The following is a 14598-nucleotide window of genomic DNA, read 5'->3' on the forward strand; positions in this document are numbered from 1 at the left end:
CGTCCGTTCATCATCGGCTACGGCTCCTCGCCTTCCCGATGCGGACCAGCCCATGCTGCGACTGGCCAGACGCGAGATCTCCCGGTTCCCGCGCAAGGAGCGTCCGTGCGTGCCAGGGTCTTTGACCACGCCGGGTCGTCGAGGCACTCGCGTTCACGCGCCCCTTCATGTTGCCTTCCGCGTTCTGAACCGCGTCGGCACCCGGAACAACACAACTATCGCGGCTCAATGGCTGGCCCACACGCTCCCCTACCGACGCTTCGCCGACCACCTCACGGTAGCCTGCGCACGGCTCGGGGCCGATGTGGTTCGCTATTCCTTCATCGTAGTGGACTTTCACCACCTACTCCTTGCCGGTCTCCCGGCGCACTCAGAACTTATGCCGCACCCCCGCCATCACCCCGATGCGCGACGAATTGCCATAAGTATTCCCACTGTTAGCAAACGTCGGCGAGCTGTTCAACGCAATCCACTGCCCCTGCAGGTGGGTGTAGTCCACCTCCACATACACATCGGTGCGCTTGCTGAAGTTGTAGTCCAGCATGCCCGCCGTGGTCAGCCGCTTGCCCCCCTGCCCCGCATGGCGCAGCCAGTCGTACTGCAGCGTGCCGATGAACGCGAGCGCGTCGGTGATATTGAACCGCGTCCCGACATACCCAACATTGTTGCGATAGTCGGCCACATCGAGCCGGTTATTGGTGTAGCCGAGGTAATACTGCGCCCGCGCCGCTTTCCACGTACCGCCCAGACCCCACACCGTCTGCTTGCTGGCCAGCGCCGCCGGCACCGCGCCAAAGAAGGCCGAGGTCACGTTCTGCGTCTGCTGGTAGACCGCGCCGATCTCCAGCGGCCCTGAGCTGTAGACCAGCGACCCGGCCGCAGCCGAGCCGCTCTTGATGCTGCCCGGCACCTCGCCGAAGGTGTAGGCCGCCGCCACCTGCAGGCCGTTGAAGCTCTTGATGTACTTGACGGTGTTGTCATAGCGCAGCCCGGTGTAGTTGCCGCCCTGATACCCGACGATGGAGTTGTTGGCGAAGGCCATGGCCTCGTAGGACGACAGCACCTCATGGGCCAGCGTGTACTGCCGGCCGATCGCCAGCTTGCCGTAGCCGCCGTCGAGCCCGATCACCGCGGTGCGCCCGAACAGCCGCCCGCCCTGCTGGCTGGTGCCGGTGTCGGGCGCGAAGCCCGACTCCAGGATGAACCAGGCCTTGTTGCCGCCGCCGATATCCTCGGTGCCGCGCAGACCCCAGCGGCTGCCGGTGAGCACGCCATCGGTCATCTGCGTGCGGCCGTGGCCGGCCGCGTCTTCATGGGTGCTGTAGCGGATAGTCGTATCCAGCAGCCCATAGAGCGTGACGCCACCGGAAGTCTGGGCGAGCGCTGGCAGGCTGCCCGCGCCCAACGCGAGCAGCGCAATCATTCGTTTTTGCATTGGAGCTTTGTCTCTGTGTTTTATTGGCGGCGGGGCGAACGCCCCGCCGGGTCAGGCAACATCGAAAGGCGTCAGGCAACTTCCGGCACCTTGCGCGGGGCGAGGAAGAACAGCCAGGTAAGCGCGATGAAGTAGGCGCAGGGGATCATCGTGAACAGCACCGCATAGTTGTTGTGCGTCGATGTCAGTACGTAGCCGACCAGCTGCGTCATGAACATGCCGCCGATGGCGCCGATCATCCCGCCGAAGCCGAACACCGAGCTCACCACATGCTTGGGCGTGTAGTCCATCACCATGCTCCAGATGTTCGCCGTCCACGCCTGGTGCGCGCCGATCGCGACCGAGATCGCGGCCACGGCCATCCACAGGCTGCTGGCGCCGGCGGCCATCACCACCGAGGTGATGCATGCGGCGAAGATCAGCATCGACAGCAGGCGCGCACGCACTGCCGGCATGCCGCGGCTGATCAGCCACGACGACAGCGCACCGCCGCCCACGCTGCCCACGTCGGCCGCCAGGTAGATCACAATCAGCGGCAGGCCCATCTGCGTGACGCTGATGCCGAGCTGGTACTGCTGGTTCAGGAACGGCGGCAGCCAGTACAGGTAGAACCAGAACACCGGCGCGGTGATGGCGTAGGCCAGGGCAAAGGCCCAGGTGCCGCGCATGCGCAGGATTTGCGAATAGCGGATGCGGTGCGGAGGCGGTTCGACGTCTTGCGTGATGTGGGCCAGTTCGGTGGCGCTGACGGTCGGGTGCTGTTCCGGGTTGTGGTAGCGGGCATACCAGAACGTCAGCCAGATCGCACCCAGCGAGGCGATGACGATAAAGGCCGCCTGCCAGCCCCAGGCCTGCAGGATCAGCGGCAGCATGATCGGCGTAAGCATGGCGCCGACATTGGTGCCGGCATTGAAGATGCCGGTGGCAATGGCGCGCTCGCTCGCCGGGAACCAGATACGCGTGGTCTTGACGCAGGCGGGATAGTTGGCCGCCTCCGACAAGCCAAGGAAGAAGCGGCAGATCATGAAGCCGACCGCGGACGCCGCAAAGGCATGGGCACCACACGCGATGCTCCACAACAGCACCGCCAGCGCAAACGCGCGCTTGACACCGACCATGTCGATGAACCGCCCCTGCAGCGCAAAGCCGATGGCGTAGCCCACCTGGAACCAGAAGTTGATATTGGCGTAGTCCTGCGCGGTCCAGGACATGGCCTTGGCCAGCACCGGCTGCAGCACGCCAAGGGCAGCGCGGTCGATGTAGTTCAGCGTGGTTGCAAAGAACACCAGCGCCAGCATGCCCCAGCGCACCTTGCCGAAGGCAAAGGCGGCGCGGATCTTGTCGCCGAGCGAGTTGCCGGGTGCCGCAGCAGCCGGCAGCTCCTTGTGAGTCGTGGTCATCTTGTCTGTCTCCACCGTTAGATTGGAAATGCTTGCCGGCGTGCCTTTATGGGATGGCATCCGCTCGGCTGTCGGCCAGGGCACGCGCCCTGCCCTCAATACCGGATCTGCGCAACCGCGCGCAGCGCTTCAGGTGTGGCCGTGCCGTAACCAAAGAACTCCAGGTAGGCCGGAATCATCTCGAACAGCATGTCGGTGCCCACCTGGACCTTGCAGCCGCGGGCCAGTGCGGCTTCGAGGAAGGGGGTGTATTCGTGCTTCATCACCACCTCGCCGACCATCGCGCCGGGGGCGATGCGCGCGACGTCGAACGGCAGCGGGTCGCCTGCGTGCATGCCGAGCGGGGTCGCGTTGACCACCACGTCGAAGCCTTGCGGATCGTCCGATCCGGTGCTCACGCGCAACGCCGGGTAATGCTCGGCCAGGCGGCGGGCCAGCGCACGCACGGCGCCTTCGCGGGCATCGAACAGCGCCAGTTCCGCCACGCCGGCTTGCGCCAGCGAGGCGGCGATCGCGCTGCCCACGCCGCCGCTGCCGGAGACGATGGCGCGCGCGCCTTCCGGCCGGCAGCCCTTGCGCACGATGCCGCGCACAAAGCCGGCGCCATCGAACTGGTCGCCGACCAGCGTGCCGTCGTCGCGCCGCAGCACGGCGTTGCACGCACCGGCGATGCGGGCGGCCGGCGTGAGCTCGTCCACCAGTTCCAGCGTGGCGACCTTGTGCGGCATGGTCACGAGCGCGCCGCGGATATTGGTCAGCCGGAACAGGGAGCGGAACACTTCGGCATAGTTGTCGGGCTTGACGCCCATCGGCACCACCACCGCGTCGATGCCCTGCTGAGCGAACCAGGGGTTGTAGATCATCGGCGCCTTGAACGACTCCGTGGGATAGCCAAGGTGCGGGATGAGCGTGGTCTTGCCATTGATCATGGTGTTGGTGAGCCTGGCGGCCGGCCCGGGTGCGTTTCGATGACCGGAGATTAGTGGCCGGCTGCCCGCCAGCCAAGCGTCCTTTACGCCATATTGCGCGATCAGTGAACGCATATGCGCGATCAAGGCGCGCAGTTCGGGTTTCTACGAGGTGCTGCGATGCGCCGTCCAGGCGCGGCCCGGCGGGGGCGCGTTGCTATGATCCGATCGTCGCCGCAATGGCCCGGCACCGCCCCCCATCGCCACCCAACAGGAGCAACGACAATGAGCGCCGCAGACGTCTCTTCCCCGCGCGCCGACGATTTCCAGACGTGGGACAACCCGCTCGGGATCCAGGGCTACGAGTTCATCGAATTTGCCTCGCCCGACCCGGCCGCGCTGGGTCGCACCCTTGAACGTTTCGGCTTCGCCGCCATCGCCCGTCACCGCCACAAGGCCGTGAAGCTGTACCGGCAGGGCGAGATGAATTTCATCGTCGATGCCGAGCCGGATTCGTTCGCGACGCGCTATGCCAGCGAGTACGGCCTGTCGATCTGCGCCATCGGCATCCGCGTGAACGATGCCGCGGCCGCCTTTACCCGCGCGCTGGAAGCTGGCGCATGGCCCTTCGAGGGCGGCACCGTGGGGCCGATGGAGCTCAATATCCCCGCCATCCAGGGCATCGGCCAGTCGATCCTCTACTTCATCGACCGCTGGCGCGGCAAGGAAGGCCGGCCAGGTGACGTGGGCGATATCTCGATCTACGACGTCGATTTTCGCCCGTTGCCGCAGCCCGACAATGCGCCGGACGCGGGGCTGCTGCGCGTCGACCACCTGACCCAGGCCGTCGAGCAAGGCCATCTCGAGGAATGGCTGGACTTCTACCGCAAGGTGCTGGGCTTCCGCGAGCTCCAGCCAGCCAGCGCGGCGCATGCGCTGGTGTCGCCGTGCGGGCGCATTCGCATTCCGCTGTACGAGAAGGGAACGACGCGCCATGACCAGATGCGCCACTACCTGTCGGACCAGCACGGCGAGGGCATCCAGCATATTGCGCTGGCCAGCGCCGACATACTCGCCAGCACTGCTGCGCTGGCGGGCAACGGCGTGCAGTTTGTGCAGCCGCCGGCAGCCTACTACGATTCCGTCGACACGCGCCTGCCCGGCCATGGCCTGGACCTGGCCGCCCTGCAGCGCTACGGCATCCTGGCCGACGGCGCCATCCGTGCCGATCGCACGCAGGAGCGCTTCCTGCAGGCATTCGTGAGGCGCGAGGCGGGCGAGTTCTTCTTCGAGATCGTCCAGCGCGACGGACATCAGGGCTTCGGCGAGGGCAACCTGCCAGTGCTGGAAGCGCTGTCGGTACGCTGACACGGCCCCCTTCACCAGCATGCAGCCCAGTCAGACCGCGCCCTGCTAAGCGCGCCAGCTCGCACTTCCTCGCCGCGTCCCTGAGGCGGCGAGCTCGTCACACTTCCCGCCTTATTCGCCAGCGCCGGTGATCTCTCACCGGCGTCCTGCTTGCCTGCCCGGCCGGGGCGCATCCCGATTTCCCCGTCCTCGCAGCGCGTATCAACGCCCGATAAATGGCGCTTGCGATACTTCAATCGCATTCTTGTCTCATTTTTTCATGCGTTTCATTCCATAAATAAAAACTTCCTATTGACCAATCGGAGTCTTCCGCCTACATTTCCCCCAACAAGCAATTTTCCGGAACGTCCTGTTCCACTTTATAAGACCCTCATCAGGAGACAACGCCATGCGCGACCTCGATACCACCTCGAATCCCGCCGTTTCCGGTGGCTCGGCCGCCGCGAAGGAGAGCCAGGTCCCGGCCGGCCCGCAGACCATGACCCCGTCGGAAGCCTTCGTTGAAACGCTGGCCGCCAATGGCGTGACCGACATGTTCGGCATCATGGGCTCGGCCTTCATGGATGCGATGGACATCTTCGCGCCGGCGGGCATCCGCCTGATCCCGGTGGTGCACGAACAAGGCGCCGGCCACATGGCCGACGGCTACGCCCGCGTGTCGGGCCGCCACGGAGTGGTGATCGGCCAGAACGGCCCCGGCATCTCCAACTGCGTGACCTCGATCGCCGCTGCCTACTGGGCCCACAGCCCGGTGGTGATCGTCACGCCCGAGGCCGGCACCATGGGCATCGGCCTGGGCGGCTTCCAGGAAGCCAACCAGCTGCCGATGTTCCAGGAGTTCACCAAGTACCAGGGTCATGTCACCAACCCGGCACGCATGGCCGAGTTCACCGCCCGCTGCTTCGACCGCGCCACCGCGGAAATGGGCCCGACCCAGCTGAACATCCCGCGTGACCACTTCTACGGCAAGGTCAACGTCGAGATCCCGCAGCCGCGCCGCCTCGACCGCGGCCCCGGCGGCGAGCAGAGCCTGAACGAAGCGGCCGAGTTGCTGGCCAACGCCAAGTTCCCGGTGATCATCTCGGGCGGCGGCGTGGTGATGGCCGATGCGATCGAAGAGTGCAAGGCCCTGGCCGAGCGCCTGGGCGCGCCGGTGGTCAACAGCTACCTGCACAACGACTCGTTCCCCGCCAGCCATCCGCTGTGGTGCGGCCCGCTGGGCTACCAGGGCTCGAAGGCTGCCATGAAGCTGATCTCGCGCGCCGACGTGGTGATCGCGCTGGGCTCGCGCCTGGGACCGTTCGGCACGCTGCCGCAGCACGGCATGGACTACTGGCCGAAGAACGCCAAGATCATCCAGATCGACGCCGACCACAAGATGCTGGGCCTGGTGAAGAAGATCTCGGTGGGCATCTGCGGCGACGCCAAGGCCGCCGCGGTCGCGCTGAGCCAGCGCCTGGCCGGCCGCACGCTGGCCTGCGACGCGACCCGCGACGCCCGCGCCACCGACATCGCCAGCGAGAAAGCCGCGTGGGAGCAGGAGCTGGACAACTGGACCCATGAGCGCGACCCGTATAGCCTGGACATGATCGAAGAGCAGAAGCAGGAGCGCACGCCCGGCGGCGGCCAGTACCTGCATCCGCGGCAGGTGCTGCGCGAGCTGGAAAAGGCCATGCCGGAAGACGTGATGGTGTCCACCGACATCGGCAACATCAACTCGGTGGCCAACAGCTACCTGCGCTTCGAGAAGCCGCGCAGCTTCTTCGCGGCGATGAGCTGGGGCAACTGCGGCTATGCCTTCCCGACCATCATCGGCGCCAAGGTCGCGGCACCGCACCGCCCGGCCGTGTCGTACGCCGGTGACGGCGCCTGGGGCATGAGCCTGATGGAAACCATGACCTGCGTGCGCCACAACATCGCGGTGACCGCGGTGGTGTTCCACAACCGCCAGTGGGGCGCGGAGAAGAAGAACCAGGTGGACTTCTACAACCGCCGCTTCGTCGCGGGCGAGCTGGACAACCAGAGCTTTGCCGAAATCGCCAAGGCGATGGGTGCCGAAGGCATCGTGGTGGATCGGCTGGAAGATGTCGGCCCGGCACTCAAGCGTGCCATCGACCTGCAGATGAATCATGGCAAGACCACGATCATCGAGATCATGTGCACGCGTGAGCTGGGCGACCCGTTCCGCCGCGATGCGCTGGCCAAGCCGGTGCGTTACCTGGACAAGTACAAGGACTACGTCTGAGTCTGAGCCTGTACAGGCGCCCCGCTTGCGATCGGTTTGCTCCCTCTCCCGCTTGCGGGAGAGGGTTGGGGTGAGGGCGGGGATCTCCACGAAGTTCCGCCTGGTGGCATGCCGCCGCCCCCCCCTGCCCCTCTCCCGCACGCGGGAGAGGGGAGCACACCGCAAGCATGACAAGGGCTCCGGCCCTTTTTTCCGTTTCTGAAGCCAACCATCATGAAAGCCATCCTCCGCATCATCGACCGCGCCCGCGCCGCGCCTCGCCGCATCGTGCTGTGCGAGGCCGAAGACCCGCGCATCCTGCAGGCCGCGCAGCGCGCCACGCAGGAAGGCATCGCGCGCATCGTGCTGGTCGGCAACACGCGCCAGATCAACGCCGCCGCGGCCATCCACGGCATCGGGCTGGACGGCATGACGCTGGTCGACCCGGCCACCTCGGCGCTCGCGCCCTCGTTCGCGCAGCAGCTCTTTGCGCTGCGCCAGAAGAAAGGCATGACGCTCGATGAAGCCAAGCGCGCCGTGCTCGATCCGCTGTGCTTCGCCAACCTGATGGTGCGCCTCGGCCACGCCGACGGCTCGGTGGCGGGCGCCGACCACACCACCGCCGACGTAGTGCGCAACGCGATCCAGCTGATCGGGCTCGCACCCGGCTTCCGGCTGGTGTCGAGCTTCTTCCTGATGATGCTGTGCGAGCCTTTCCACACGCTCAAGGGCGGGCTGATCTTCTCCGACTGCGGGCTGGTGGTGGATCCGGATGCCGATGCGCTTGCCGATATCGCCATGGCTGCGGCCGACAGCGCACGCACGTTGCTGATGGAAGAGCCACGCGTGGCCATGCTGTCGTTCTCGACCAGCGGCAGCGCCAGCCATGCGGCGGTGGACAAGGTGGTGTCCGCCACCGAGCGCGTGCGCGCGCAACGCCCGGGCCTGGCCATCGATGGCGACGTGCAGCTCGATGCCGCCATCGTCGCCGAGATCGCCGCGCGCAAGGTCGCGCATTCGCAGGTGAACGGCCACGCCAACGTGCTGGTGTTCCCCAGCCTGGAAGCCGGCAATATCGGCTACAAGCTGGCCGAGCGGGTCGGTGGCGCCAAGGCCATCGGGCCGATGCTGCAGGGGCTGAACAAGCCCGCCAACGACCTCTCGCGCGGCTGCAGCGCGGACGATGTGTTCCATGTCATCGCCGTCACCGTGGTCCAGGCGCAAGCCACCGCGGAACAGGCCGGCAAGGGCGAGCAGGCGGCGGCATGAAGGCAGAACTGTTGTTGCCGCTGCTGGGCCTGCAGGCCCTGCTCGGCGCAGGCACCTATTTCCAGACGGTGACCGGCTTTGGCCTTGGCATGATCGTGATGGGCGTCACCAGCGGACTTGGGCTGGCGCCCGTGGCCACCGTGGCCGCGGTGGTGAGCCTGGTCACGCTGGCCAACAGCGCCTGCGCGCTGCCAGGCAAGCTGCAGCATATCGACTGGCGCGCCGTCGCCGCGGCGGCCATCGGCATCCTGCCGTCGGTAGTGGTCGGCGTGCTGGTGCTGGAGTACCTGAGTTCCAGCGCAGCCACCCTGCTGCAGCTGCTGCTGGGCGCCGTGATCCTGTATGGCGGCCTCAGCGCCGCGCTCAAGCCCGCGCCGCTGGCGCAACGCTCCGGCGACGGCACCTTCTTTGTCAGCGGGGTATTCGGCGGACTGCTGAGCGGCATGTTCGGCGTCTCCGGCCCGCCGCTGATTTTCCAGTTCTACCGGCAGCCGATGAAGCCGGTTGAAATCCGTTGCGCGCTGATTCTGGTCTTTACCGTGACCTCCACCGTGCGCACGCTGTTCTCGGCCTGGCAGGGGCAGCTCGATGCCGCCGTGTGCGTGCAGGCCGCCATTGCCGTGCCGGTGGTGGTGATCGCCACGTTGCTGGGGCGGCGTTTTCCGCCGCCGTTCTCGCCGGCCACGACGCGCAGGGTGGCGTTCGGGGTGTTGATCGGGATCGGGGCCAGCCTGATGCTGCCGGCGATTTCGGCGTGGGTGCTCTAAGGGCGCGCGCGCCCTTAGAGCCGGGACCGGCCTCAGGCGATTGAGCCTGCGGGCTGCGCCAGCGGCGCGGTCTCTTCCTTCTCCCCGCCGCCGCCCGCCTGCCCCAGGTCCATACCGGTAGTCTCGGGCAGCAGCACCGCGGCGACCACTACCATCGCGTAGCCGACTCCCGCCACGATGGCGATCGCGCTCGGCAGCGAGGTGTGCCCCGTACTCAGCCACCCAACCGACAGCGGAAACAGCGAGCCGATCACCCGGCCGGCGTTATACGAAACGCCATACCCCGTTGCCCGGATATCGTTGGGATAAGACTCGGAGATGGTCGCGCCGATGCCCGCGAACACGCCCTGCATCAGTATGCCGAGCGGGAAGCCAAGGAACAGCATCGACGTATTCGACACCGGGATCACCATATAGACCAGCGCGGCCACGAACGCCCCGACCGCGAAGGCGATGTAGGTCAGCCGCCGGCCCCAGCGGTCGGTGGCGTAGGCACCCGCCACGTAGCCGATCAGTGAGCCGATGATGGTGACCGCCAGGTAAGAACTGGTGCCGAACACCGACAGGCCGCGCTCGGTCTTGAGGAAGGTCGGCAACCACGTAGCGATGGCGTAGTACGCGCCCAGCATCCCGCCCGACAGCAGGCTGCACAGCAAGGTCTTGGACAGCAGGGGCCCACGGAACAGCCGGCCCAGGCCTGCCAGCGCCGCCCCCTGCCGGCCGGCCGCCCGGCTCTTCAGGAAGATTTCCGGCTCTTCCAGGTTGCGGCGCAGGTAGATCACCACCAGCGCCGGCAGGATGCCGAGGAAGAAGCAGACCCGCCACGCCGTCTCCGCCGGCAGCACGCTGAAGGCGATCGCGTACACGATGGCGGCCGCGCCCCAGCCGAAGGAATAGCTGCTGGCGGTAAAGCCCGAGTATTTGCCGCGATGGGCCGGGTTGCGGATCATCTCCGTCACCAGCACCATGCACAGCGACGACTCCCCGCCAAACCCCAGGCCCTGGATCATGCGGAACAGCATCAGCTGCTCCGGCGACTGCGCCAGCCCGCACAGGAAGCAGGCCCCCGCGAACACCACGATGGTCCAGCGCAGCACCCGCACGCGCCCGTAGCGGTCTGCCAGGATGCCGGCGCCGATCGCGCCCACCAGCGACGACACCAGCGTCCAGGTGACGATGGCGCCCGCTGTCGACTTGCTCATGCCCCATTGCCCGAGCAGCGTGGAGATAAGAAACGAATAGATCATGAAGTCGAAGACATCGACCGCATGCCCAAGGAACGCGCCATAGAAGCCCTTGCGCTCCATGCGCGACAAATCACGGAACCAGTCGAACATGATCCCTCCCTGTGGTGTGTGTAGTGTGTGTGGTGTTGTGGCTTAGTTGTTGTGGTCCGCCGGCAAGACAGACGGCCGCGGCGGCGGCCGGAACGCGTAGCCCGCGTCTTCCAGCAGGCTGGCAAAGCGCAGCGCGGTGAGATCCCGGTAGCGGCCGGCGACGATCTGCACGCCGACCGGCAGGCCACTGGTGCCCGGCCCGATCGGCGCCACCGCCGAAGGCAGCCCGCACAGCCCGGAATGGCCGGCCCAGAACAATTGCGTGGTCATCGGCTGCGCGCGGCCGTTAACGGTGAGGCTGCGCTGCCAGGGCTCGCCGGCCTCGTCCAGCGCGAAGGCCGTGGTGGCTGCGGCCGGGCACAGCAGCACGTCATAGGTAGAGAAGAACCGCTGCCACGCGGTGGCAAAGCGTTCGCGGGCCACCTGCAGGCGCAGCCAGTCGCGATGGCTCAGGGTCGCGCCGGTGTACTGGAGGGTGGCGTAGGAATGGTCGTCTGCGGCGGCTGTGGCGGTGCGGTTCAACGCATCGGTATAGGCCGCATCGTCCATGTGCACCGCGGTGGTCGCGCGCAGTAGCGTCACGTAGACGTGCCACAGTTCGGCCGCATCGAAATCCGGCCGCACATGCCAGTCCACGTGCGCGCCCTGCCCGGCCAGCCAGCAGCCCAGTTTTTCGATTCGCGCGGCGACCTCGCCGTCGGCTTCAGCCTGCGCATGGGTGGGCAACACCGCGACGCGGAAGTCGGCCAGCCGTCGGTGCGGACACTCTGGCAGATCAAGGCGGTAGGGCAGCGCCTCGTCGCCGTGCGGGCCGGCAATGGCGCGCAACACCGGTTCCAGGTCGCGCGCGCTGCGGGCCAAGGGGCCGGCGACATTGATGTCCTGTTCGCCGAAGCGCGCCGGCCCCACCCCGTGGCCTGCCAGCGGCACCAGGCCATGGCTGGGCTTGAGCGAGAAGATGCCGCAGTAGTGGGCCGGATTGCGCAGCGAGGAGCCGATATCGGAGCCCACATCGAAATATGACAGGCCGGCGCACACCGCCGCCGCGCTGCCGCCGGACGAGCCGCCCGGCGTGCGCGACGGATCGTGCGGATTGCGGGCGGTGCCGTAGATGGCGTTGTAGCTTTGCCAGTCACGCAGGCCGAGCGGAACGTTGGTCTTGCCGAGCAGGACGGCGCCGGCATTGCGCAGGCGCTGCACTACTGCGGCGTCGCGCTTGGCTGCATGGCCCTGCATGGCCGGATTGCCGCAAGTGGTCGGCCAGCCGGCGACGTCGAACGACTCCTTGACCGAGAACGGCACGCCATCGAGCACGCCGCGCGCTTGCCCTGCCCGGCGCCGCCGGTCGCTTTCCAGCGCGGCGGAGCGGGCGGCATCGAAATCTGACAGCACCAGCGCATTGATGATGCCGTGCCAGTCGTGCCACGCGGCTTCGCAGCCATCCACCAGTTCTACCGCGGAGACTTCGCCGGCGGCGAGCCGCTGTGCCACCTCCCACAACGGCGGAAAACGGCCGGGAGCCCGGTCGGACAGGTTCACATCGACTCCTTGTCATTATCCGAGCCGGCAGCGGCGCGGTGGGGGCGTATAGAACAGGCTTCGGGAAGTACTGCGAATGCGTTGGTATACTATATTCCGTATTGAACGGAGCGCAAGCGAAAGTGTCATGCGCGAGCGCGCTGAAGCACGCCAGCGGTTGAAAAGCGTAGAAGGGGAAGGGTCGGCAGGCAGAACGCCTGCCAGGAGGCAGCGGCGGCGTGCTGACGCCGCCGGGTCAGTCAGGCTGGATCAGCAGTGGCCACGGCGTGGGGCGCGGCCGCCCAGCGCCAGGAAGAAGCGGCCGATATCGCGCAGGCGCAGCGGCAGCAGCGGCGTGGCATGGCGGACGGCATTGCGCGCGGCAAAGTGGTGCAACAGTTGCTGGCCGACGGGTTGCGAAAGATAGCGTTGCTCAGGCGACTGCATGGTAAATCCCTATTGATCTGGAATGCCTACAGTATACCTAAATTGGTGCAATGCGCCATGGCGGCGCATGCAATGCCCAGTTGCCGGGCATGCAACGACATGCTGGAAACGGGAGAGGAAAAACCCGGGGCCCGACGCCCTCAGGCCGCCTCTGCCCTGCCCTGCCCGTCCACCGGCAAGTCTGCCGCCTTGGCGGCACTGTAGACATGGCGCGCGGCCAGCAAGGCGGCAAGGTCGGCATCCCCGGCGATGACTGCCTGCAGGATCTGGGCGTGTTCATCCCAGTTCTGGCGGGCGCGAACCACGTTGGCCGGGCCGAACAGCACCGCGGTGCGCTCGCGCAGCGAACGCATCATTTCCTGCAGCACGCTGTTGGCGGCTATGGTGCCGAGCACCTCATGGAAGCGGGTATTGAGGGCGAGCAACTCATCCGCGCGGCCCTGCGCGGCGGCATCCATGCCCTGGCGCAGCACGGTCTCCAGCTCAGCGACCAGCGCCGGGTCGCGGCGCTGCGCGGCGAGCTTGGCGTTGAGCCCTTCCAGCGTCGCGCGCACCTCCACCATCTCGCGCGCGATCACTGGCGACAGGCTGGCCACGGTTGCGCCGCGGCGCGGCTCGATCACCACCAGGCCTTCGCTGGCCAGCGCGCGCAGCGCCTCGCGCACCGGGATGCGCGACACGCCCAGTTCGGCGGACAGCTTGTTTTCCACCAGCCGTTCGCCTGGCGCGTACTTCCCGTTCAGGATGCCTTCACGCAGCTTGTCGGTGACAAGGGCGAACAGCGGCGAGTGGCTGGCACCGAGGCTCAGCGGCTCGGCGGGCGCGGCAGGAGATGGAGTGAGAGACATGGGTCGGCAAAGGCGTAAGCGGAAAGGCTGGCGTCATTGTATACCAGCCGTTCCCTGTATACCGCCATGTCTTAACAATGCTGGAAGGTGAAGCTGTCCGCATAAATGTGGTCGGTGCTTGCGCCGCTCGCCAGGAAAGCGGCGCGCGCGTCTCGGATCATATTGGGAGAACCGCACAAATAGATGGCGTGCTCGCTCAGGTCACCCAGGTCAGCCAGCGCCGCATCGTGCACGTAACCGCGCCGGCCTTGCCATCCTGCGCCGGCACGGGACAGCACCGGTACGTACTGGAAGTCATACAGCCGTTCGCCCCAGGCGGGGATATCGGTGTGCAGGTACAGGTCTTCCGGCTTCCGCATGCCCCAGTAGAGCGACACCGGCGGGCAGTCGGGATCGTCCATCAGCGATTCGAGGATGGCCTTGATCGGCGCCAGCCCGGTGCCGGTGGCCACCATCAGCAGTGGCCGGTAATCCCTGGCGCGGTAGAAGAAGCTGCCGAGCGGCAGTTCGACGTCAACGGCGTCGCCCGCTTTCATTTGCGGCAGGATGCCGTCGGTGAAGGCGCCGCCCGGGATGCGCCGCACATGCAGGTCGACGTGTCCGTCGCGCGGCACCGAGGCCATCGAGAAGCTGCGCGCGCGCCCGTCCTCGCTCAGCAGCTTCAGGTACTGGCCTGGGCGGTAGGCGAGCGCGCCCGTGTCCGGCACTTCCAGTTCGATATGCAATACGTCAGCCGACAACGGCCGCACCGCCTGCACTAGCGCCCGATAACGCGCCGGCTCGGCGCACGCCTCATCCTCGCGCGCCGTGCTGATGACCAGGTCGCCCAGCGGCTGCGCCTGGCAGGCCAGCGCAAAGCCGGCGGCGGCCTCGTCCGGTGCGAGCCCGAACGGCTCCTCGTCATACCGCACCTGCCCGTCAAGCAGCCGGATGCGGCAGGTGCCGCAGCCACCCAGCTGGCAGTCGTGGGGCAAGGCGATACTGGCGCGCCCGGCGGCCTGCAGCAGGGTCTCGCCGCGTTCGACAAAAAAGACCTGCTGCGTTTCGGCGATCTGGATGCGGTACGACATGGAACCT

Annotated in this window: 12 protein-coding genes; 4 read left to right on the forward strand and 8 right to left on the reverse strand. The window is 66.9% G+C overall.

Translation table 11 applies throughout. The annotated features are described in order from the left end of the window. Window positions 1-370: 370 nt before the first annotated feature. From AC1Q7H_RS35785 to AC1Q7H_RS35795, 3 genes are all read right to left on the reverse strand, one after another. Window positions 371-1435, reverse strand: a complete 1065-nt coding sequence (locus tag AC1Q7H_RS35785) for a porin (RefSeq protein WP_153956274.1) — start codon at window positions 1433-1435, stop codon at window positions 371-373. Window positions 1436-1506: 71 nt separating this feature from the next. Next, the gene (locus AC1Q7H_RS35790) at window positions 1507-2835 is read right to left on the reverse strand and encodes an MFS transporter (protein ID WP_492382291.1); all 1329 of its coding nucleotides are present in this window, start codon (window positions 2833-2835) and stop codon (window positions 1507-1509) included. Between the two features lie 95 nt (window positions 2836-2930). Next, the gene (locus tag AC1Q7H_RS35795) at window positions 2931-3764 is read right to left on the reverse strand and encodes a shikimate dehydrogenase family protein (protein WP_492382297.1); all 834 of its coding nucleotides are present in this window, start codon (window positions 3762-3764) and stop codon (window positions 2931-2933) included. Between the two features lie 264 nt (window positions 3765-4028). Here AC1Q7H_RS35795 and AC1Q7H_RS35800 point away from each other — a divergent pair, with 264 nt between their 5' ends. From AC1Q7H_RS35800 to AC1Q7H_RS35815, 4 genes are all read left to right on the forward strand, one after another. Beyond that, window positions 4029-5111: a 4-hydroxyphenylpyruvate dioxygenase family protein gene (locus tag AC1Q7H_RS35800; protein ID WP_492382292.1), complete on the forward strand. Its 1083-nt coding sequence runs from the start codon at window positions 4029-4031 to the stop codon at window positions 5109-5111. A gap of 478 nt (window positions 5112-5589) precedes the next feature. Further along, window positions 5590-7356 carry a sulfoacetaldehyde acetyltransferase gene (gene xsc / locus AC1Q7H_RS35805; RefSeq protein ID WP_492382298.1) on the forward strand — a complete coding sequence of 589 codons (1767 nt, stop codon included), beginning with the start codon at window positions 5590-5592 and terminating at the stop codon, window positions 7354-7356. 213 nt (window positions 7357-7569) lie between these two features. After that, window positions 7570-8604, forward strand: a complete 1035-nt coding sequence (gene pta / locus AC1Q7H_RS35810; RefSeq protein WP_013953469.1) for a phosphate acetyltransferase — start codon at window positions 7570-7572, stop codon at window positions 8602-8604. Then, complete coding sequence (locus tag AC1Q7H_RS35815; RefSeq protein ID WP_011617520.1) at window positions 8601-9371, forward strand: sulfite exporter TauE/SafE family protein; 771 nt, start codon at window positions 8601-8603, stop codon at window positions 9369-9371. The genes pta and AC1Q7H_RS35815 overlap by 4 nt, the downstream gene beginning before the upstream one ends. Before the next feature lie 32 nt (window positions 9372-9403). Here AC1Q7H_RS35815 and AC1Q7H_RS35820 read toward each other — a convergent pair whose 3' ends face one another. The 5 genes from AC1Q7H_RS35820 to AC1Q7H_RS35840 form a co-directional block, all read right to left on the reverse strand. Then, on the reverse strand, window positions 9404-10708 hold the full coding sequence (locus AC1Q7H_RS35820; RefSeq protein ID WP_013953471.1) for an MFS transporter: 1305 nt from the start codon (window positions 10706-10708) through the stop codon (window positions 9404-9406). Window positions 10709-10750: 42 nt separating this feature from the next. After that, on the reverse strand, window positions 10751-12247 hold the full coding sequence (locus tag AC1Q7H_RS35825) for an amidase (RefSeq protein ID WP_492382293.1): 1497 nt from the start codon (window positions 12245-12247) through the stop codon (window positions 10751-10753). Window positions 12248-12496: 249 nt separating this feature from the next. Continuing rightward, window positions 12497-12673 (reverse strand): hypothetical protein, encoded by a 177-nt coding sequence (locus AC1Q7H_RS35830; RefSeq protein WP_010810355.1) that lies wholly within the window; start codon window positions 12671-12673, stop codon window positions 12497-12499. Between the two features lie 140 nt (window positions 12674-12813). Further along, window positions 12814-13521, reverse strand: coding sequence for a GntR family transcriptional regulator (locus AC1Q7H_RS35835; protein WP_022539212.1), 708 nt, complete (start codon window positions 13519-13521; stop codon window positions 12814-12816). A gap of 71 nt (window positions 13522-13592) precedes the next feature. Further along, window positions 13593-14591, reverse strand: a complete 999-nt coding sequence (locus AC1Q7H_RS35840) for a 2Fe-2S iron-sulfur cluster-binding protein (RefSeq protein WP_492382294.1) — start codon at window positions 14589-14591, stop codon at window positions 13593-13595. Window positions 14592-14598 lie beyond the last annotated feature (7 nt).

The sequence above is a fragment of the Cupriavidus sp. GW823-FHT06D04 genome (assembly GCF_058795055.1).